The sequence below is a fragment of the Mycobacterium neumannii genome (genome assembly GCF_002245615.1).
Taxonomy (GTDB): Bacteria; Actinomycetota; Actinomycetes; order Mycobacteriales; family Mycobacteriaceae; genus Mycobacterium; species Mycobacterium neumannii_A.
The window spans coordinates 192,588-212,972 of record NZ_NKCO01000006.1; the positions used below are offsets into that span (position 1 = coordinate 192,588).

Genomic DNA, 20,385 nt, shown 5'->3' on the forward strand with positions numbered 1-20,385 from the left:
ATAGGCACAGCGAATACCGCGAGCGCGAGCCACGGGATGAAGTACCACGTCGCGACGGCCTGCCACGAATGTATTTGCCAGTGCCGCAGTGAATGTCGCTGGTCCATAGCGTCGCACGGAGGCCCGCGCCGATTCGCTCACCATTGAATCACCCAGATTCCGTAGATGAGTCCGCCGACGAGCACCACCGCATACGACCCGAGGACGCCAAGTGCTAAGCCCTATGCGCGCGAGGAACTCGACCGCAGTAGCACGGCAGCTGCAGCGAGGGATATTACGAGGGCCACCGCCCTCGGATTTCGTCTGGATGCTGTCGACGACAAGGTTGATGGGGGCAGAAGCAGCCTAATTGAGCAGATGCGGTATGTCGGTGTCGTGATTGAACCTTTGAGTGATAATCCGGTTATCATCCCGCCCCGCGCAGTGACTGACGTTGAGACTGACCAAGGTTGGGGGCGGCACGGTAACCAAACGCCTAGGGTGACGGGACTGGAGCCGTCAGGCGAGCATCACTTTTCGTGCCAGCACCCACGCTTCGCCGTCACCTTCTCCCTCGGCAATCACCGCGAGTTCAGCGAACGCGGTGGCCAACTCCCCCGGCGCGACCCGAAAGCGGCCCGGCCCGGCGCCGACAACACTCAGCGCCGAGATCGCCAGCAGGCCACCGGGCGCAAGCCGCTCGATTATCGTCTGGTCAAGACGCGGGTCCCGGAATCGGTGGCAGACAACGGCATCAGCGGACGGGCCTACGGGCAGGCCCATGTCGAGATCGACGACGTCGAACCGGCATCGATCGCCGACGCCGTTACGTGCAGCAAGATCCCGCGCCCGACGGATGGCTGTCGCCGAGATGTCCACTCCCCAGACATCCATCCCGCGACGCGCCAGCCACACGCTCGCTGACCCCAACCCACACGCCACGTCCAGTGCTCGTCCCCTGGTCGGGAACTCGTTCTCAAACGCAGCGAACACGGCAGGAAGCTCGGCTGCAACCACTCGCGGCGCCTCGCGGCTCTGATACCGCTCCTCCCAGCGGATGCGATCCTGCTCGCTCACGCCGCTCAGCGTACGCAGCGCCCTCACCTGGGTGGTGGAGGTCAAGTGCGTGCTGATTCCCAAGAAGGGAGCGACGGCTTCATCCGAATGCTCACCGACATTGCGCTTTCAAACGAACAGATGCGCGCAGCGGCGAAAAGCTAACGCCCGGGCGGGAGTTCCCGAGGACCGCGATGTCCGCGCAGCTCACGCGCACCCCCGCCGGCGAGTTCGCCGCGCCCCTCGCCTCTCGTCACTGCGGATGCGTGTTCCGCACCGCGGCCGATCCGGCCATAGCCGTGTTCGCGATCGTCGTCTCGGACGGTCGTCGCTCTCGCACTACCCAACGCATCGGAATCACCTTCATCCACAACTTCTGCACCCTCCTCCATGTGGGTGCTCACCTTGCGGGTGCGGCGCATCGAGAAGTGAATCTCCTCGGTCTCCTCCAGGATGTGCCGCACACCCCGCAGCGGCTTGGTGGTGGTGTCTATCGCGTTGGCGATGATCGGCGGTACCAGCGGACGAATCCAACGCGCGGCGGCGCGTGTGACATCCGGGATTCCGGGAATCAGCGAGCGGACGGCCTCACCCACAGGTTCCACCGAACGGTCGTCGTCGACCGGCGCGGGCAGGTTCTGGGGTGTGACAACCTCAGGCGTCTCGACGGAAGGTGCCTCGGCCGCAACGAGACTGGCCGCTTCGGCCTCCGCCGCGATCGGCAAGTACACATCCTGAGGTTCAATGATGCGCTCGGCGCGTGCGGAAACAGCCGGCTCGATCGCCTCGATCACTCGTCGGCGCTGCTGCTCCCGGTCGATCTCCAGTTGCGCCTCGACGGCCATCCGGGCGCTGGCCAGCTGCTGCTCGGCCCACATGTTCTCGATGGCCGCGCGCACCTCGGCCCGTTTCACCGCGACTGACGTGTCGGCCTGCAGCTCAGCTCGATCGCGCTCGACATCGGCGGCGATCCCGCGATCCTGCGACGTCTCCCCCCGCCACAGCCGCAGGATCAGCGGCAGCAGGGCGAGCAGGACGAAGAACGCGTCGACGAGCAGGCGCAGCATCAGCGCACCAGCCTCGCCCAGCGTGTGATCGTTCATGGCGACCCACCGCGCGCCCAACCCGCGATCCGCGCCGGCCGCCGCGGCCTGCCGGGCCTGCGACAGCGCCTGCTCGGCGTCGGCAACCTGAGCGTCGAGCTCGGGCGCACGACGGTCCCGTTCGGCCAGCGTGGCGTCGAGCGCGAGTTGAGCGTCGGCGAGGAAGTCGTTGGCCGTCCGGTTCTCCGGCCCGGCGCCGGGCACACCGGTGATGAATGTCTGGGGGCAGTCGGGCCTCGGATTGAACTCACAGCGCGCCACCACGAGCGCTTCCTGGCGGCGTTGCACCGCCTGCTCCACAGCCGCGTCGAGCCCATCGCGCGCCGCACGACTTCGGTCCAGGTCGACCGCCGCTCTCGTCACCGCGGGCGTTCCGTCGGCAGCCATCGCCGCCCGCTCCTCGAGCAGCCGATCGACCGATCCGGAGAACGCGACGACGGCAGCGAGCTCACCGACGACGAGCCCGACAGCCACCGCGACGGCAGCACGTCCCACCACGCCGGGGCCTCGGACCGCCCCAGCTGCGAGCACACGGCTCACCGCGCCGACCAGCAGGCCGAACGTCGACGTCACCGCGATGACGGCCATCAGCGGCCAGGTGGTCGACGAATGCAGTGCGACGGCCGCCACGAGCCACGCCAGCAGCGCGCCGACCAGCACCACCACACCTGCGCTGACCAGCGTCGACTGCTCATGGCGGGCGCTCAGGTCACGCCGATCGCCGCCGCCGAGCCAAATGAGCGCAGACGCAATCGGTGAGACATCGTGGTTCTGCTGAGATGCTCTGTGGGCGGACATGGAAACTCCAACATCTTCCGTGCTCTACCAGGCGTGACGAGGCGCAGACCGACGACCATGTCGGTGCTGTTCACCAGGCGGAACCCCCCGCGGATCGCACCATCACGCCGATGCGAATGCCGAAAGTCTCCCATACGCCGACGGTGCCTGTCCGTTCCGGAGGACGCCGCGGCGGCATCGCCTCGTATCGTGACCGAATGCGCAAGGATCGAATCCTCCACATCGCCCGGCAGGTCGCGGCGCTGGTGGTGACGGCGGTGACCGCGGCCTCGACCCTCAACGGCTACCGACCATTGGCGCGTAAGGGCTACCCGTCGATCTTCTCGTTCGGCTTCGGCCTGGTGGTCAGCGAGTTCCCGCTGCAGACGCTGGTGAGCCAGATCGGCGGGCTGGCGTTGACCGCTCGTCGGCTGACCCGTCCGGTGCGGATCATCGCCTGGGTGACGGCCGCCATCTCTGCGATCGGTCTGCTGAACTTCAGCCGCGCGGGTCATAAGGCCGCCGCTCCACTGACCGCCGCGCTCGACAAGGGCTTGGGGACGCGGCGCCGCACCGACTCGACGGGTCTGTGGCGCCGAGCTGCCGGCGGCGGCACCGCCAAGACTCCGGGCGCGCTGCGGATGATGCGGATCTACCGCAACTACGCCCACGACGGCGACATCAGCTACGGCGAATACAGCCGCGCCAACCAACTCGACATCTGGCGGCGTCCCGATCTCGACCGGAACGGGAAAGCGCCGGTGCTATTCCAGATCCCCGGCGGCGCCTGGGTGACGGGAAACAAACGCGGGCAAGCACATCCGCTGATGAGCCACCTTGCCGAGCTCGGCTGGATCTGCGTGGCGATCAACTACCGCCACAGCCCGCGCAACACGTGGCCCGACCACATCGTCGACGTCAAACGCGCGCTGGCGTGGGTCAAGACGCACATCGCCGAGTACGGCGGTGACCCCGATTTCATCGCGATCACCGGCGGCTCGGCGGGCGGGCATCTGTCGTCGCTGGCGGCGCTGACGCCCAACGATCCGCGGTATCAGCCGGGCTTCGAAGACGTCAACACCAGGGTGCAGGCCGCGGTCCCGTTCTACGGCGTCTACGACTTCACCCGCTTTGACGACGCGATGCATCCGTCGATGCCGGAGCTGCTCGAGCAGATGGTGATCAAACAACCGCAGAAGTCGAGCTTGGAGACGTATGCCGATGCGTCACCGGTGAACCACGTGGCCGCCGACGCTCCGCCGTTCTTCATCCTGCACGGCACCAATGACTCGCTGGTGCCCGTCGAGCAGGCGCGGGCGTTCGTCACCAAGCTGCGCGACGTCAGCACCCAGCCGGTCGTGTACGCCGAATTGCCGTTCGCGCAGCATGCTTTCGACATGTTCGGGTCGGCCCGTGCTGCCCACGCGGCGGTCGCTGTCGAGCACTTCCTGGCCGAGATCTACACGAACTGGCAGCAGGGGGCGGAGCCGGAACGCCTCACCGCGACGTGACGTCCGGAGGGCCTCTACCTGGGCGTCGATTACCAGTTTGCCGTGTTCGGCCAATACCATCGCTGACGTTATGACCGACACCGCCACGACGGCTCCGCCCAGCGGCGACGCCTCGCCACCTGGCCGTATCTCCGCCGAGGCCGGCCGCCGCAGAACCTTCGCCGTCATCAGCCACCCCGACGCCGGCAAGTCCACGCTGACCGAGGCGCTGGCGCTGCACGCTCGGGTGATCACCGAGGCGGGGGCGGTGCACGGCAAGGCGGGGCGTCGCGCGACGGTGTCGGACTGGATGGAGATGGAGAAGGCCAGGGGCATTTCGATAACCTCGACGGTGCTGCAGTTCCCGTACCGCGACTGCGTCATCAACCTGCTCGACACTCCCGGTCACGCCGACTTCTCCGAGGACACCTACCGGGTGCTGACGGCGGTCGACTGCGCGGTGATGCTTATCGACGCCGCCAAAGGCCTTGAGCCACAGACGCTGAAGCTGTTCCAGGTCTGTAAGCACCGGGGCATCCCGATCATCACGGTCATCAACAAGTGGGACCGCCCCGGCAGGCACGCCCTCGAGCTCATCGATGAGATCCAGACCCGGATCGGGCTGCGCCCCACTCCCCTGACCTGGCCGGTCGGTATCGCTGGTGACTTCAAGGGCGTGCTGGATCGCCGTGGCGGCCAGTTCATCCGGTTCACCCGCACCGCGGGCGGTGCGACCGCTGCGCCCGAGGAGCACATCGCCGCCGACGATGCGCACGCGGCCGCCGGCGACGACTGGGACACCGCAGTCGAGGAGTCCGAACTGTTGAGCGCCGACGGTGGCGACTACGACCGCGAGGAGTTCCTCGCTGGGACGGCCTCGCCGACGCTGTTCACCTCGGCCGCGTTGAACTTCGGCGTGAACCAACTCCTCGATGTGCTGGTCGAACTCGCGCCGTCGCCGAGCGGAGCGGTCGATGTCGACGGGACTCGTCGTCCAGTCGAATCACCGTTCAGCGCTTTTGTTTTCAAGGTGCAGGCTGGTATGGACTCTGCGCACCGCGACCGCATCGCCTACGCGCGCGTCGTCTCGGGAACATTCGAGCGCGGCGACGTGCTCACCCACGCCGCGACCGGCAAGCCATTCGTCACCAAGTACGCGCAGTCGGTGTTCGGCCAGCAGCGCGCCACGCTCGACGATGCCGGGCCCGGCGATGTGATCGGGCTGGCCAACGCCGCCGCACTGCGACCCGGCGACACGCTGTATCGCGATGTGCCCGTGCAGTTCCCGCCGATTCCGAGCTTCTCCCCCGAGCACTTCGCGGTCGCGCGTGGCACCGATCCGAGCAAGCACAAGCAGTTCCGGCGCGGTATCGAACAGCTCGAGCAGGAGGGCGTGGTGCAGGTGCTGCGTTCGGACAAGCGCGGCGAGCAGGCGCCGGTGTTCGCGGCGGTAGGTCCGATGCAGTTCGAGGTGGCGGTGCACCGGATGGCTGCCGAGTTCAGCACGCCGATCGCATTGGAGTCGCTGCCGTATCAGGTGGCGCGCGTCGTTGACCCCGCAGATGCGGAGTTCATGGACAAGCAGGTCTCCGCCGAAGTGCTCACCCGCAGCGACGGCGTCATGCTGGTGCTGTTCTCGACTCCGTGGCGGTTGGAGGGTTTTCAGCGGGACAACCCCGACGTCAAGCTCGGGTCGTTGGTCGCGGCGTAGGGCGTCGCCGTTTAGGAGACCGCCGCACCGAGCTCGGCGTACACCGCAGCTTCGAAGCCGAGAATCGTCTCGACCATCTTGGCGTCGAAGAACGGCAGCACCTGGGTCGCGATCACCGCCGCTATCCCCGCTTTGCGGTCGATCCAGAAGAAGCTGTTGAACAGTCCGGACCAGTCGGCCGATCCTGCGCTACGCATGCCGGGCAGATCGACCAGATACAGGTGGAAGCCCAGGCCCCATCCCTGCGGGACGTCGAGCAGTTGAACAGGATTCGACAGTTCGGGGACGGTCGGTTCCATCGACATCGGCAGCGGCGCTCCGTCGAGGTGGTCCCGCAACGCGAGCTCCACCGTCTCCTCTTTGAGGATGCGTGCACCGTCGAGCTCGCCGCCGTTGAGCCAGGCGCGCACGAAGCGGCCGTAGTCGGTGATCGTCCCGTAGGACCCGTGGCCCGCGGCGTCCCACTCCGGTTCGGCCGGCAGGTCGAGCTCGGTCTCTAGAAGGCTGCCGTCCGGCGCGCGGAAACGGACAGGCAGCAACCGCGCGCGCTGCTCGTCGCTGGGAGCAAAGGTCGAGTCCGTCATGCCGAGCGGGCCGTAGACGTGCTCGGCGAGGTAGTCGCCGAGTGTCCGGCCGCTGACGGCCTCGACGACCAGACCGAGCCAGTCGGTGCTGACGCCGTACTCCCAGACCGTGCCCGGATCGTTGACCAGCGGCACGCGCAGGCCCTGCTTGACACCATCGAGCGGGGTGGGAAGGCCTTGCTCGGTGCAGTAGGTGTAGAGCTTGTCGTTGAGGAAGTGGTAGCCGCAGCCTGCTGTGTGGTTCATCAGCTGGCGGACGGTCGCCTGCGCCTTGGGTGCGCGCAGGACCGGCTCGCGGCCGTCGAAGCTGTCGAGCACTTGGAGTTCTCCGAACTCGGGCAGGATCGAGGCGACGGGCGCGTCGAGCTCGATGCGGCCTTGTTCGACGAGCTGTAGCGCCGCGGTGGTGGCGACGGCCTTGGTCATGGAAGCGTTGCGGAACATGCTGTCGGGCTTGGCATCTCCGGCTGCGCCCTGGTAGAGGACACCGTCGCGGCCGACCACCGTGGCGGCGATGCCATGCAGTGCCCCATCGGCGGTCACGCCGTTCAGCAGGTCATCGATGCGCTCAAACCCCATCTCAAGCTCCTTTGCTTTGGGATATGCGAGCCATCTTTGCACGGCTTGCGGGGTGTGCCGACGGTGCTCAACTGCTGCAGTCAGTCCGAGGCAAAGGCTTGCAGCTTCTGTGCGAGTTCTGAAAGCTGCAGATCTCCCTCGGCCGCAACGGCGTTCATGAAGTTCTCGGCGTCGTCGACATTGAAGCCGGGGTCCAATTCGACGCCGTTGAGGTACAGAAACGTCCAGGCGGCGGCCCATGCGGTGCGCTTGTTGCCATCGACCAGCGCATGGTTGCGCGCGAGGGACTGCAACAGCGCCGCCGCCTTAGTGAAGGGGTCGGGATAGGCGTCAACGCCGAAGGCGGTGGCTTGGGGTCGGGCCCCCGCCGCGTCGAGCAAACCGTAGTCGGCGACCCTGAGCTCCACTCCTACGGCCGCCGCACCGGCGACGAGAACATCGTCGCGGTCGAGGTATTCGGTCACGCCAGGCGGCGATTGAGCTCTGCGCTGCGTTCGGCGACGATCCGCGCGCCTTCACGCACGCGGCGCTTGTGATCGCTCGCGGCATCGACGGCGGCACGGTGCACGAACGCGCGCAGCGACAGCTCGCCCGCCGAAGCCGCGGTACGTAACTGCTCCATCTCCTCGTCACTGAAGTTGACGTTCAATGCAGGCATACTCCCAAGGTACCAGCATCAGTACCAAGTTTGGTACCAAAATCGTCTTCGCCTGCGTGACGATCCGGAATCGGGCACCGCGTCAACGCGGTGGGTCGAATGTGACGACCTCGCCCCGGTTGATCGAGACCCAGTCCCGAGCCTCCAGGTACGGCCGGAACGTCTCGGTGATCGCCTGCTGGTCGGCGGGCGTCTTGGGTCGCTGCAGTTCGTAGAGGTGCGGGAATTCCGTCCAGGCGACGACGGCGTCCCACAGCCGCAGCGCCGCCTCGCCGACCGGCGGGTCGATGAGTACGGGCCCGAACAGGCATTGGCCGTCGGGGAAGAACAAGGTCGGCACGCCGTAGCCGCCTGCATCGACGACGCGCTGGTGGTCGGCCATCACTTCGTCGTTGGTGGTCGGGTCGGCGATGGCTTGGTCGACGAGTCGGGGGTCGAAGCCGAGTTCTTCTAAAAGCGCTCGGGCGACGGCTTTTTCGTGCGGCTTGTGGCCTTCGACGTGCAGGGCTCGCGCTGCTCGTTCGTACCAGGCGTCGATGTCGGCCATCGACTGTCGGCGCAGCAGCGCACCGATGCGCATCATCGACCAGCCGTAAGACCACTCCCGCTCCCACGGGTGCTTCTTGCCGTCCTGGCGGTTGATCTCCTCGAGGCTGAAGAAGCGCCAGTTCACCTCGAGGCCGGTCAGGTCGCGGACCTCGCGGATCCATCGCGACGTCTGATACGCGAAGGGGCACATGACGTCGAAGTGGAAGTCAACGGCGACAGGATGATTGGTCACGTCGGAACCTCAGAATCGGTGCAGTGCCAGTTCAGCGTCATCCTGCCAGTTGATAGCACCGAAGTCGATGACCGTCACCGACCATCACCGATCCGGAACGGAAATTCCCGCGCGGCAGCGACCCGCGGTGGCGTTAGGGTTGATTCGCCACGGTCGTAGCTGTTCAAGCCATCAAAGGAGGACTCTTGCTTGTCGATCCTGAAGTACTTCGCGCCTTCGCAGGAGAGGTAAGTACAGCGTCTGAGGCCATCAAACGCGCCGACGTGGGCTCCAAGGCGACGACATCAGCCGACGGTCTTGCCGGGTCCACTACACAGTGGGCAATGCGCCTCGTGGGCGAGCACTTGACGAAGAAGGCAGATGCGATCGCCAAGAATGTCGAGGACATGGGGGGCGCGGTTCGTGGGGCCGGAGATCGATACGAGGTAACCGACAGCTCCCTTGCGGGGACGTTCGACGGGCTCTTTTGATCCGTGCTGCCCTCACGCCCCCGCTTACAAGGGTGGGATCCCGATTCACTGAATCCCGCCGCGTCGGCTCTAGAGACTGCGGGTCAATCCGTTTACACATCGGTGCGCAATCTTGACGATGGAATCGACCGGATGTCAGCGGAGCAGACATGGTCGGGTGAGGCGCATGACGCGGCGACGGCGATGTTTCGCCGCGCCACCGATACGACTTCCGAGTTCGCTCACTACACCGAAGCGGTCGCGACAGCGCTGAGTAAGGGCAGCGGATCGATTGGAGGTGCCCGGGCAGCCTTGCTGGATCACGCGGAAGCAGTAGATGCCGGTGAGCTCCAAGTCACGGATATGTGGGTAGTGCTCATCAAGCCTGCCCGCGTCTCGGGCGAAAAGGCAGCCAGCCTATTGGCACAGGCACAAGCAGAGCAGAAGGAGATCAACCGTCTACTGACCGCAGTCGGCGACGCGGACAACGCGACCGCAGAGTCGGTGCAGGCTGCTGCTCAGAATCTCGGTTTCACTCTGCCGGGGCCGAATGACTTTCCACTTCTGAATCCTGCAACGGGAGCTGCCCGACCCGCTGACGAAGTCCCGGATCCAATGACGCTCAACGGGCTTATCCAACAGGGAGTCGTTCGAGACAACGATATGGCGCAGACGATTCGTGAGAGCCGCGAGTGGGTGACAGAAGACGGCCAGGTGCGAAAGTCGCTAACGATGATGAACGGTAGCCGGCACGAGATATACGAGTGGAACGATTTCGCCCCCTGCGTCGAGGACACCTACTACGACAAGCACGGCAACGAAGTTTCCAGCACGTTCTCACAGGACAAGACGAACTACGACGGCACGAAGTACACATCCATTAGGTTCGCCGACGGCACCGAAGTCACGATGACGCAAACCGCGGATGGCAAGACCACGGGAGGCGTGACGGCGGCCGACGGTCGCCATGGCGTCTTACCCGACGAATTCTTCACCCACCCGACGCTCACGACTGTTGGAGGCGCACTCACCGGCCTAGAAGAACAAGCCAAGCGCGGAATCCCCATGCTTTCACCGCAGTCGGTCGAAAACCTCGGGAAGGCGGCCAAGTATGGCGGCCCGACGCTAGGTGTGGCAGTAGCCCTATATGACACGGTGACGGCCAAGACGTTTCACGACGGCTGTGTGGCTGCGATCTCCGGCGGGGCAGGGGTTGGTGGGGGCTATGCGGGTGGTACCTTGGCCGCGGCCGGAGCCTCGGCTTTCGGCGCTCCGCAACTGGCACCGGGGGTCGCCGCGATCGGAAGCGTCGCCGGCACCTGGACGTTCGGATATATCGGCGGAATCATCGGCAATATCGTGTGTCCGAAATGAAGGTTCTCCCTATCGCGCTGCTCTGCACGCTGTTCTTCGGCCCGCTGGGCATTCTGGCGCTGTTTTGGACGATTATCTGCATCGGGCGCGGCGACTTCCTGACGGCGGTGGTGTCGCTGGGGTTCGCGATGTTCTGCCTGGGTTTCATCGTCCCGTTCGCGAAGGTGGTTCCGGGAAAGCTCGTCCCGAGTGGCGATTTCGACGACGAGGGGACGACCATCCGGCCGGATCGAGGCGTGGACATACCTCTCCAGGTCGCGCTCCTCGGACAAACAGTGGCTTGTGGTTTATTCGCGGTTCTCGGACCGCTTGGGATGGTTGATATCCCGGTGCCCGAGCAAATGCGCTTCTACATTCCCTTCGCCAGCGCTGTCGCCGCAGTCATGGGGGCGCCAATTCTGTGGCGGACGCTCCGACGCGGCAGCCTGCATTATCTGCGCTTGACGCCCAACGGATTCACGTTCGTGCAGGGCTCGCGGCCGCAGGACGGTGACTGGGCGCAGGTCGTAGACGTCACCGATGCCTCACCGAAACAGTCCGCACCGACACCGAATTCAATAGTCGTCGTGATGTCCGATGAGGACGTGTTGACGTTGTCGGCGGCCTCGTTCACGCCAGAGGGCCGAGCTCTGCGCGCGCTGGTCCGGTTCTATTGGCAGAATCCGAATTGCCGCGATGAGCTGACCGATGGCCGGGCGCTGAAGCGCCTCGCCGAAAGCTCGCGGCGACACTGAGCTTGAGCAGTCTCACCGTCACACGGTCGGCGGTGTACGGATTCCCAGCCGACTGGGCGTGACTCAGCGATTTACTTCTCGATAGCGCTTGGGGCGGCGACATCAGGCCACGACGACGCAGCGACGGTGCTCACGCCCGCACGGTCGGCCAGAAGAGGTCGAACAGTCGCGCTTCCCAGTCTTTGGCGACGCGGCCGGTCCGTGCGCGCTCGGCGATGATCGTTCCGACCACGGCGTCGATGAGGGCGGCGTCGTTGATGTCGGCGCGAAACGATCCGTCGGCCTTGGCCGCGTCGATCACCGATTCCAGCTCCGAGCGTTGCTTGGCAAGGATGCGGCGGAAGATCTTGGTGAACTCGGGGTCGTCGTCGGTGAGCGTGGCGGCGAGGCCGCCGAAACCGATGCCGACATCGATCGCCTTGACCGCTTCCCCGACGAGCCAGCGGAGCCGGTCCGGCGCTGGGGCGTGCGCGCCGAGAGGTTCAGGAGAGGTCACCCGCGACAGCGCGGCGGAGAGCATGTCGCGACGGTCGCGGTGACGGCGGTAGATGGTGGTCTTCGCGATGCCCGAACGCGCCGCCACCGCCTCGACAGTCACTGACCTGGGCCCTCCAGTGCGCAGGAGCGCCAGGGTGGCGTCCGTGATGGCGTCATCGACGTCGCTTCGCTGTGCCATCGCACCTCCTATGGCCGGGAATATTCCCGGCCGAGAAAACGCTACACTAAGCGTAGCGCTACGCTACGCGTATCGTTGTATCCGAGCTTACGAGAGGTGATAGTTGTGTTGAAGGCATTAGGACGGATCCCGCCGACGTTAGTTGGGTACGTCTGTCTGCTGCTGAGTTTCGCGGCGCTGGGAACGTTCGTGTACGCGCTGGCCGCTCAGAGTGCGGTGGCCGGAATCATCGGGGCCAGCCTGGTCGTATTGATGGTGACGGCGGTGGTGGGCTTCCGCGTTGGTGCCCGAAAGCGCGCCGAGTCCAACGACAGTGGGATCGAGATCCCCAGCGAGAACATCTGGGCGCGACCGCTGCGGCGCGAGCAGATCGACCACTATCTGTCGACGTACCGCGGTGTGCGCGACAACCACGAGCAGTTGTTGGATGCCGCGACCGAGCTGCCCACCGAGCCGGCGAGGGAGCTGGAACGGCAAGCCGCCTGACACGCGGCTCGCGTGTCACTTCACGTCCGAATGACCGCTCGGCCCGGAGGACCGAATTTGGATGAATAACCTTGCCGCCGGGTCACACCAGCGGGCTGCCAGTCAGGCGCCGCCTCGGTCGATGGGAACAAAGGTAGCCTTTGAGTACCTCGCGATTTGATTGATGGCTACAACATTCACGCCCGCGCCGACGCCTCCCCCCACCAACGGAACAGCCTTCACCAAGTTGATTGACCCTCTGGTTCCGAACTTAGTGAGAAGGCGGTATCCAACTTTCCTGTTGATCTCAACTAACACCCGGCCCGGAAGGCGCTGTAATCCAGCGACGGCAGTCTTTGTTCCAACCTCGACGCCCACCTTGCCCAACGCACCGGCCGCACTTGCGCCAAGAAGCGAAATCAGCACCGCGCTCTGCACCTCCTCCGATGTGATGTCATAGCCTCGGAGAAAGGCGATGGCTGCAGACATACGGGCCGAGAGCATGTAGAAAGTGGTTACATCCGCGGGTAGCGACACCGGCAGAGTAATCATGCCGCCGACTCCACTCGCGAAGCCCGTTGAGCCAACCCAACGCCGATGAGTCGCGACAAGTCGATCGATCGCCTTCTCAGCGTCCCCGTGAGCCGTGAGCGCTTCATCAGCGACAGCGTAGGCCGACTTATAAGGTCCAACGCCACTTACTCCGACCGATAGGATTTTGTTCACAAGATCAAGTGCAGCCGAGCCGGAACCAACGGCACTGATCGTGGCTTTGTCCCTGGCTGCTCCTTGTCGTTCGGGCGTATCCCTGGCGTGTTCGGCATCCATAAGTTTTCCTTGTCAACTTCCGATCGATCGCTTCAGCCGAGAAGATGGGCGAAGACACACGGTTCGCATGTACCCCCAGCTGCGCCTCCCTAGACAACCCTTTGGGATCGACCTGAACTCGGCAGCAGATTGGCGCGCGCTATCAGCGCTATCACTTTGTCGAGGGTCCATGAGCCCATCGAGTGATCACCGCTGCTTCACCAAGCGGTGGCCCCGCAGGCTAACTCCACAGCGCTGCAACTCTGTCTTCCACCCATCCTCGAGGCCAATGATCGAGGGGTTCTGGTAAAGCCCTGCACGTACTTCCGCCTCCGTCAGACGGAGGTATTTGCCGTGGTGCGGATCGGCGTGGTCGAGGAACTCCTCTTTGCGGTGGAGCAGTGGCCGGTTTGATCGATCACCGAATCGTTGGAAGCTTGAGTCTAACGAAGTCATCTCAACCCCATACGTCCAGTCCAGGGTGGGATGTGGGTCCGAATCAAATGAGGGGTACGAAGACCACGAAACCCGTCTGCCTCGATGGTCGAGTTTGAGTATGTTCCACCCATCAGGTCTGCCTGCAGCGACAAACCCGCAATATTCGTACAGGCGTAGAACTACGGGCATTTTCGGCGTCGCTCGTCGATGGACGTAAAGCGCAGTAGCCGTTAGCTTACCCGGGGAGTTACGCATCGCCCCACGCACGTACGAATCGTCACGAATCTTTGCTAACAACCGATCTGCCCGAGCGCAGGCCTCACGATAACTTCTGAAGCAGTGCTTGATATCCGCTTGTACAGTCAGCGGCAAGTCCCGCAACGCTGCACGACCGCTAAAGATGGATGTACCAAGATATAGCAGCGTATCGAGGGTAGAACGCTTGAACCCTTCTGCGACTCGCTCCGGAGATGCGCCCTTCTGGATCACTTCGAGCATCGAGCGCCGCGAAAGTGTTCCCAAGATTGGCAAGAGACCCGCCGGTATTTCTTCGAAAAGTGGTGGCCTACCGCGCCTTTCCGTAAAAGCAATCAGTTCAGACACGGCTGATGCGTAATCCTCGCTGTCGGACCACTCGAAGTCGGCAATGGCCCCGCGAGCGAGGTAGGCAAACCTGTCTTCATCGCGACGGAAGGCATAAACGACACCGGGAGTCGGTGACACGCATCGCGTACCCGTCACTTCATCAACCAATTTTCGGAGCTCGCCTGGGCTGTAGAAATGCTGAAAAGTGTTGCGGCTTGTAACTAATCCATCACCGGAGGTGACGCCGTTGATCGAGCTAAGCTCCCACTTCAGGCGGCATGCAACGACTAACACACGCGACGTAAGCGCCCAAGCTGATGCGAGAGTTTGCTGCCGTTCGGCTGGGTTTTCGATGACATTAAGCACGTAGTTGAGGAGGACGATCTGGTTGACGTCGAGATCCGTTTCAGGAGAGAAATGAGGATCCCAGCCCTTCGACTGAAAACCCATCCTGCGCAGTCGCTCGACATCCTGGCCGCGACCACAACCGAAATCGAGAACCGACAGATCGGACTGCAATATGCCGTCGCGCAAACTTTGCCTCACCGGCATCGAGAGGTCGCCCCGGCCAATTGCGGTACGTTGCCTTGCGATAACCCTTTCCTGCATAATCAATGACCGCCAACTAGACTGCTAGCACTTGCTGCCATATCTCGAACGCCCCACCTCACTGCTCTTCGAAGGCTCGTCTACCGCCCAGCACGCTTTGGAGTTGGTCGTCTTGATGGTCAGCCGCACGCGCGACTGCGGCGAGGCTGGTCATTAACTCGTTCTCCTGCAGGTGATCACCAAGAAGGTCGTACTCAATGGTAATCGTGCGCGCATCTTTGTAGTAGACCCAACGTCCGAATTGCGTCTCCATGTTGAGGCGGTTAACTTGCTTGAGAACTAGCTTGGTCGGACCGTCAACGTCCGACAACGCATTCGAACTAATGCGTATTAGCGTTTGCTCGCCCCAGTTCGCAAGTTCGATCGCTACTCCGGCACTTGAAAACCGGAGAAAGACACCCCCGGTTGCCGTTTCGGTCCATGTCAGCGAGTTGGCATCGAGAATTGTGGTGATCTGCTTGTACACACGTTGCCGTGTCACTTACCAGTTCCTTCCGCGTTCCCGACCCGAGACATCACCTCAGAGCGTCTATACACGTCGCACGTGTAACGGTCTGGGAGGAATTCCAACATCCACCGCATAACTGTTTGCCATACTTCTTCAGCTCCGCCGCGGTCAAGTCCAGTGAGTCGACTAATCATTTCCCGCATCTCACCGAATCTTCTCGATTCATGGAGAAAGTCATCGATACTCCGAAACAGCGGTTGACTTTGGAGGCGGTATCCGACGAGCGTCCTGAACTGACTTTCGTCTAGCCCGAGAGGCAGGTCCAGTGCTGCAAGATCGGAGGCTGCAGAGGCCGCGGATCGCGAAGCAAGGGAGCTCGGTCCTCTGCTGTACGCGATGTAGAGGTCAGACGGTATACGCAATGAGGGAATCCAGCTCATCTCTGTAGCTGCTGAGGTCGGGATCTCAACTAGCTCAACGGGCGCTGGTAGCAGCTGCGCAATCCGTTCGATCTCCGAAGCAATCTCGTCAGTCGCGTAGGTGCATTCGAATTCAAGCAGCCTTTCGAGCTCTCTGACGTCTCCGTCTCGGGATTCCACCAGCAGTTCCAGGTTGGGGTTCGGCGCCCACCCAAGTGCCGCTCCCGTAAGATTGGCAGAACCAATGAGTAAGGACGTGTCATTTCGGAAGTACTTCGCGTGCAAGCGATCATGCAGATGGACAGTCCCACCGCGTGAGCGCATGACTTTTAGAACTTCCGTATCTGAGACGCCCGCCGCAACTTCTTCCGGACGCCATCGCGTGTATAACACCGGTTCAACGCCGACTGGTAAGACCGACAGTAGTTTCGCTACCACGCTCTGCTTAGCGAACGGCGCACACATTACAAACTCACTTCGCGATGACGCCGCTAAACCGAGCAGCCGGTCGCCGGGAGTCATTCATCATCTCGTTCCCTGAGCATCTCAATCGCTCTTCGACCCCACAGTAACCGCATGTCTTCGGTGGCCCGCTTCGTGGAACCTCCTGGGAGACTGTCCTCATATAGGGCCCAAGCGCTCAACAGGACTTCGCAGAGCTCCTTGTATCCAGCTTCACTCGCATCGTTCGCGAACGGCAGCGGCAAGGATGTAAAGATTTCATGCATCGAGTTCAATGCGAGGGTGATCGTGTTGCCCGCGGACCGAACAGTGAAGAAAGCGTCCGAATCTAGGGGGCGGCGAGTCACACTAATTGTCAAACCGCTCGAGAGCGTCAGCGCCCGCAACTCTCGAGGAGAGTTCGACGACAACAAATTTGAACGAGCGTCTGGCACGTTGTCTACATCACCGTGCTCGAGACGAGATTTCGGATTCGCGACTGTCCACTTGTGGCCGGGCTGCCATACAAATCGGTCCGGCGCCTGCCATAGAATCGCGTCGATATCCCGGTTGTCGCCGCCCGTTTGGGCGGCGATCTCGCTAACCGTCAGGGGTCTGCCAGAAACTTCGAGGATATGGACAACGTCCTCAGGTCGAACCATTTGGCCCTCCTACGGTCGGCTACCCAGGAACGCTTCCGCCATGCGACCCCAGTCGTGTCTGATGTTTTGAGTCACGCGCCGCTGATCATTCGGTTGTTCGTCTTCATACCGTGCCCAAGCGAACAGCATCATCTCGAGACCTGCCTGGGCTGCAGCAAGTTTCTCTTTGAGCTTGTCCGGATCCTCGGGTAAGTCCTTCGGATCCCGCGCTCCAAGCAGCAGTCCGTAGGCCGGATGATCCGTATTCAGCGTGACGAGCAAGACACCACCTCGAGGTTGAACCGAGAAGAACGCGCCCCCTTCGAGGGAGGCAACTTCCACGCGATACTTCAAGCCCTTGTCGATGGTCTCAGCCGCGAGCTCGCGCGCCGATTCAGGTGAGTGGCCTAAGTGTTCCAACTGCTCCGCGACATCGGCCTTTCGCTCGTCGACAGGCTTCTTCTCGTCATCGTCGCTTCGGCCGTGATGGCCTTCTTTTTGCCGCCTTCTCACCGCATCCGTGGCTTGGGCCTCGATGCTTTCCTCCGCATGACGAACTCTTCGACGTCTGCCTTCGGCTTGAGTCTGAATAAGACCCCGCATCTGCCTGATATTCGTTTGTACGCGATGGACGATTTCCAAGAGCGGCTCGATCGGATCCTCTTCCTCCTTCAGGGCTTCACGTGCAGCAACGATCGACCCTCCGTGCTCTTTGATGATTGCCGTGGTATCGATCTTTGCGGCTTCAGCGAGGTTTCGTGCTGACTGCTTATTGTTCGATACACCAAACAACTCGTCGAGTCCTGGCTCGAAGGAAATCTCGACACCCCACCATCGTTCGCGAGGCTCGTAAGTGGTTGCCCAGGCCGGATCCAACTCGAGTTCCCTGCCTGCCCGCACGACGGACACTCCAAGGTTACGAGCAGCATGCTGTCCGTGTGGAAGGCTTCCGGTTGCTTGGCCGCCGGAGCTGTCACGGGCCTCTTCTGTCGCCATGGAAAACTTGACCGTTACTAGGTGATCCTCCCCATGAAAGCGCACGGTCAAAGGGACCTCGTTCGTACCTTCCTCTGGAAAGGGTCTAAACATCGGCTTTGCGTCGAACGGCGCGGGGCAGCTCGTGTTTGCCATCAGGTACAGCGGATCGTTTGGCTTTGCGAAGCGCTCCTGAAGGATGCGGTCGGGCTCGTCGAAGAGAAAGCTCTTCAATGCAATCGAGACACGGCCATCGTTAATCCAATACCGATACATTCGGCCGATCAATTCCTCGGAATTGTCAATCAGCGCCTTCGATGTCCGCCACAGCACACGATCGACATTGCTCCACACAACCAGCGTTCCGGTGTCGCGGAACGCGTCCTTGCCGGCAGCAGTGCGCCACACCTTAGGCAGCGGCTTATGTTGGGGCGCAGGCAGGCGCCGCATCCGCCCGGCATTAATCTCCGGCAGGTCGATGTAACTATGTAGCGCGTTCTCCGGGCCGCCAATCCAACTCCACACATCGACTCGCTGGCATTGGGAAATGGACGCACTCGGTAGGCCCATCCCAAAGCGTCCCATACCCTGCTGCTGTTCCGGGTTGAGCCGAGTACCGTTGCCGAACTGCAAAGCTATTTGGAGTGTGCCGACGTCCATCCCTGAGCCATTGTCAAGTACAGCAACCTGATGCAGACGCTTACGTGCCCGTTGCTCCACCTGCGCCTCGCGATCCGCACACAACAGCTGGACAGTTGTCGCGCCCGCTTGGATAGAGTTGTCCATCAACTCAGCGATAGCGTACGCGGCATTCTTATAGCCGTTGTCCCGCATCGCCTTAACGGCAAGCGACGTCGGCACAATGTCGAAGTCCTTAACTGCCTCAGTCACCAGACATCCTCCCAATTGTCGAAGGCATCAGCCATGTTGCAAAAACCCGGCAATCGAGTGTCGACTACCGTTGCGACCTCAGCCCGTTCATTCCCCCCGGCCCTGCGGCCGCGCGTTGCACGACCGACCATTTGACTGAATAACACAAGACTCTTGGTCGGTCGAGCGATCACCGCGGCGCTCGTCTGTGGGGCGTCGAAGCCCGTCGTTAAGACCCCGTAGTTCACGATCACTCGAGGCTCGTCGCAAGCCGCCTTGTAAGACGAAATAATCCTTCCGCGCTCCGCGGACGGGGTCTGACCTGTCACGGCGTAGGCCCATGTCCCACGAGCACGCAACACCGTTGCCAGCACCAATGCGTGGTCCTTCGTGGCTGCGAAGACAATAATGCGATTGTGGCGTCGGCACATTGCTTCGGTTCGCCCAAGTATCAACATGTTTCGTTGCTCGTCGGCCGCCAATCGCCTGATGATGTTTGGCGGAACGTCCAACGAGTCTTCAAGTTCTCGCAGCTCAGCCTGTGAAAGCTCTGCGCCACCCGCGTATTCAAGCTGCACGAAGTCAGTCTCCGCGAGATACCCTTCGTCGATGAGGTAACGAACGGGGTTTGCATAACCCTCAACTTCGAGAGCGACTTTCCGGCGGAAGAAGAAGTCCGCAAGCAGCTGGTCTTCATCTATGTCGCTCCAGGTGCGCCCGGGCGTAGCAGTAAGGCCCAGTAATGGGGCGGGACTGCCCGCCTCGGCCAACAGGTCGAGAACGAGGCTGTAGGTTGGCGCGACAGCTTGATGAGCTTCGTCCATCACAATTAGATCGACCCTTCCGGCGAGCGCACCTATCTCTGCAACGGATTTTCGAGCCGATGAGTGGACTTTCTGTAGGCCGCCCACGACTAGTCCGTCACGTATCAGGGGCGCCTCCAATGTGTGTGACCCCCACCAACGCTGGACACCGACTGGTCGATTACCGAGCACTCGCCAGGATCGATCGAATTCCTCTACAGCTTGCTCGCAAAGTTCTTCTGAATGAGCCAGCCATATAATCAATTTCGGCTCACCTTGATTCAGAAGATTCGAAATCACGGACATTGCTGTGCGCGTCTTCCCCGAGCCGGTCGGCATATGCAACATCACCCTGCGGGGCTCCACGCAAAGCCCGTCCATGACCCGCCGTGCCGCTAATCGTTGATGCGGGAAAAGGGCGTAAAGGGGCTCCACACGCTCATGCGACGGGGGTACTTCTCTCTCCTGAGCCTCATCTTGGATCGAGAAGAAATCAAACAGAGTTGTCGCACGATTGCTGCCACGGCGTACGGTCATCGTGGTCAGTGCATCGAAAGGGTCCCCAGCTAAACCTAGTCTCTGCGAGAGTATTTCGGCGGTTGACGGCGGCAGAAGTAGTAATAATTCGGCCCGCGTCTTCGGATCAAGAAGCATATCGGAAGGGGATCGCAGTCCGGTCACCATCTCGCCCAGTCGTTCTGGACGAGCAAGAGAAGAGTCCAAGCTCGCCAGAAGGCGCACGACGTCGCGCCCGACTAGTTCTTGGAGTAACTGATCGGAAGCTCGACTGATTAATTCTTCGAATGTGATCACGAGAACGGCCCACAAGAGACCTGAAGGGTAGCGTGAGCGTCGTCGTACGACCTCGACCCAGGCAGCACCCCCGGATGCGAGCGGGCGCCCAGCGACAGCTTCGAGCTGTCGATCGCACTA

19 protein-coding genes are annotated in these 20,385 nt (G+C 62.4%); 6 read left to right on the forward strand and 13 right to left on the reverse strand.

Features of this window, described 5'->3' with window-relative positions:
• Nucleotides 1-498: 498 nt before the first annotated feature.
• Together CEX88_RS10280 and CEX88_RS10285 are read right to left on the reverse strand one after the other, a co-directional pair.
• Nucleotides 499-1,056: a class I SAM-dependent methyltransferase gene (locus tag CEX88_RS10280; RefSeq protein ID WP_094293432.1), complete on the reverse strand. Its 558-nt coding sequence runs from the start codon at nt 1,054-1,056 to the stop codon at nt 499-501.
• A 140-nt stretch (nt 1,057-1,196) separates the two neighbouring features.
• A complete protein-coding gene (locus CEX88_RS10285) occupies nt 1,197-2,936 on the reverse strand; it encodes a DUF4407 domain-containing protein (RefSeq protein WP_094293391.1) in 1,740 nt (579 codons plus the stop codon).
• Between the two features lie 197 nt (nt 2,937-3,133).
• Here CEX88_RS10285 and CEX88_RS10290 point away from each other — a divergent pair, with 197 nt between their 5' ends.
• Both CEX88_RS10290 and CEX88_RS10295 read left to right on the forward strand, forming a co-directional pair.
• Complete coding sequence (locus tag CEX88_RS10290; RefSeq protein WP_094293392.1) at nt 3,134-4,426, forward strand: alpha/beta hydrolase; 1,293 nt, start codon at nt 3,134-3,136, stop codon at nt 4,424-4,426.
• Between the two features lie 70 nt (nt 4,427-4,496).
• Entirely contained in the window at nt 4,497-6,116 is a 1,620-nt protein-coding gene (locus CEX88_RS10295; protein WP_094293393.1) for a peptide chain release factor 3, read from the forward strand.
• An 11-nt stretch (nt 6,117-6,127) separates the two neighbouring features.
• Here CEX88_RS10295 and CEX88_RS10300 read toward each other — a convergent pair whose 3' ends face one another.
• From CEX88_RS10300 to CEX88_RS10315, 4 genes are all read right to left on the reverse strand, one after another.
• Entirely contained in the window at nt 6,128-7,279 is a 1,152-nt protein-coding gene (locus CEX88_RS10300) for a serine hydrolase domain-containing protein (protein ID WP_094293394.1), read from the reverse strand.
• 80 nt (nt 7,280-7,359) lie between these two features.
• A complete protein-coding gene (locus CEX88_RS10305; RefSeq protein WP_094293395.1) occupies nt 7,360-7,743 on the reverse strand; it encodes a type II toxin-antitoxin system death-on-curing family toxin in 384 nt (127 codons plus the stop codon).
• Nucleotides 7,740-7,937 carry an antitoxin Phd gene (locus CEX88_RS10310; protein ID WP_094293396.1) on the reverse strand — a complete coding sequence of 66 codons (198 nt, stop codon included), beginning with the start codon at nt 7,935-7,937 and terminating at the stop codon, nt 7,740-7,742. The genes CEX88_RS10305 and CEX88_RS10310 overlap by 4 nt, the downstream gene beginning before the upstream one ends.
• A gap of 82 nt (nt 7,938-8,019) precedes the next feature.
• Entirely contained in the window at nt 8,020-8,718 is a 699-nt protein-coding gene (locus tag CEX88_RS10315) for a mycothiol-dependent nitroreductase Rv2466c family protein (protein WP_094293397.1), read from the reverse strand.
• Between the two features lie 185 nt (nt 8,719-8,903).
• Here CEX88_RS10315 and CEX88_RS10320 point away from each other — a divergent pair, with 185 nt between their 5' ends.
• The 3 genes from CEX88_RS10320 (at nt 8,904) to CEX88_RS10330 (ending at nt 11,275) form a co-directional block, all read left to right on the forward strand.
• A complete protein-coding gene (locus CEX88_RS10320; protein WP_094293398.1) occupies nt 8,904-9,188 on the forward strand; it encodes a WXG100 family type VII secretion target in 285 nt (94 codons plus the stop codon).
• Nucleotides 9,189-9,290: 102 nt separating this feature from the next.
• The gene (locus CEX88_RS10325; protein ID WP_238382029.1) at nt 9,291-10,541 is read left to right on the forward strand and encodes a hypothetical protein; all 1,251 of its coding nucleotides are present in this window, start codon (nt 9,291-9,293) and stop codon (nt 10,539-10,541) included.
• Entirely contained in the window at nt 10,538-11,275 is a 738-nt protein-coding gene (locus tag CEX88_RS10330; protein ID WP_094293400.1) for a hypothetical protein, read from the forward strand. Before CEX88_RS10325 ends, CEX88_RS10330 begins: the two co-directional genes overlap by 4 nt.
• Before the next feature lie 130 nt (nt 11,276-11,405).
• Here the strand turns inward: CEX88_RS10330 and CEX88_RS10335 are convergent, their stop codons facing one another.
• Nucleotides 11,406-11,951: a TetR/AcrR family transcriptional regulator gene (locus CEX88_RS10335; protein ID WP_094293401.1), complete on the reverse strand. Its 546-nt coding sequence runs from the start codon at nt 11,949-11,951 to the stop codon at nt 11,406-11,408.
• Nucleotides 11,952-12,056: 105 nt separating this feature from the next.
• On the opposite strand from CEX88_RS10335, the gene CEX88_RS10340 reads away from it, so the two are divergent.
• Nucleotides 12,057-12,437: a hypothetical protein gene (locus CEX88_RS10340; RefSeq protein ID WP_238382030.1), complete on the forward strand. Its 381-nt coding sequence runs from the start codon at nt 12,057-12,059 to the stop codon at nt 12,435-12,437.
• Between the two features lie 102 nt (nt 12,438-12,539).
• Here CEX88_RS10340 and CEX88_RS10345 read toward each other — a convergent pair whose 3' ends face one another.
• The 6 genes from CEX88_RS10345 to CEX88_RS10370 all read right to left on the reverse strand — a co-directional run bounded on the left by CEX88_RS10345 (nt 12,540) and on the right by CEX88_RS10370 (nt 20,265).
• Complete coding sequence (locus tag CEX88_RS10345) at nt 12,540-13,244, reverse strand: EcsC family protein (protein ID WP_094293402.1); 705 nt, start codon at nt 13,242-13,244, stop codon at nt 12,540-12,542.
• A 186-nt stretch (nt 13,245-13,430) separates the two neighbouring features.
• A complete protein-coding gene (locus tag CEX88_RS10350; protein WP_094293403.1) occupies nt 13,431-14,855 on the reverse strand; it encodes a DNA phosphorothioation-associated putative methyltransferase in 1,425 nt (474 codons plus the stop codon).
• Between the two features lie 58 nt (nt 14,856-14,913).
• Nucleotides 14,914-15,336: a T3SS (YopN, CesT) and YbjN peptide-binding chaperone 1 gene (locus CEX88_RS10355; RefSeq protein WP_126315893.1), complete on the reverse strand. Its 423-nt coding sequence runs from the start codon at nt 15,334-15,336 to the stop codon at nt 14,914-14,916.
• A gap of 904 nt (nt 15,337-16,240) precedes the next feature.
• Nucleotides 16,241-16,825: a hypothetical protein gene (locus CEX88_RS25905; protein WP_126315894.1), complete on the reverse strand. Its 585-nt coding sequence runs from the start codon at nt 16,823-16,825 to the stop codon at nt 16,241-16,243.
• Between the two features lie 9 nt (nt 16,826-16,834).
• Nucleotides 16,835-18,670 carry an ATP-binding protein gene (locus CEX88_RS10365; RefSeq protein ID WP_238382031.1) on the reverse strand — a complete coding sequence of 612 codons (1,836 nt, stop codon included), beginning with the start codon at nt 18,668-18,670 and terminating at the stop codon, nt 16,835-16,837.
• Nucleotides 18,667-20,265 (reverse strand): DEAD/DEAH box helicase, encoded by a 1,599-nt coding sequence (locus tag CEX88_RS10370; RefSeq protein ID WP_238382032.1) that lies wholly within the window; start codon nt 20,263-20,265, stop codon nt 18,667-18,669. The genes CEX88_RS10365 and CEX88_RS10370 overlap by 4 nt, the downstream gene beginning before the upstream one ends.
• Between the last annotated feature and the right edge of the window lie 120 nt (nt 20,266-20,385).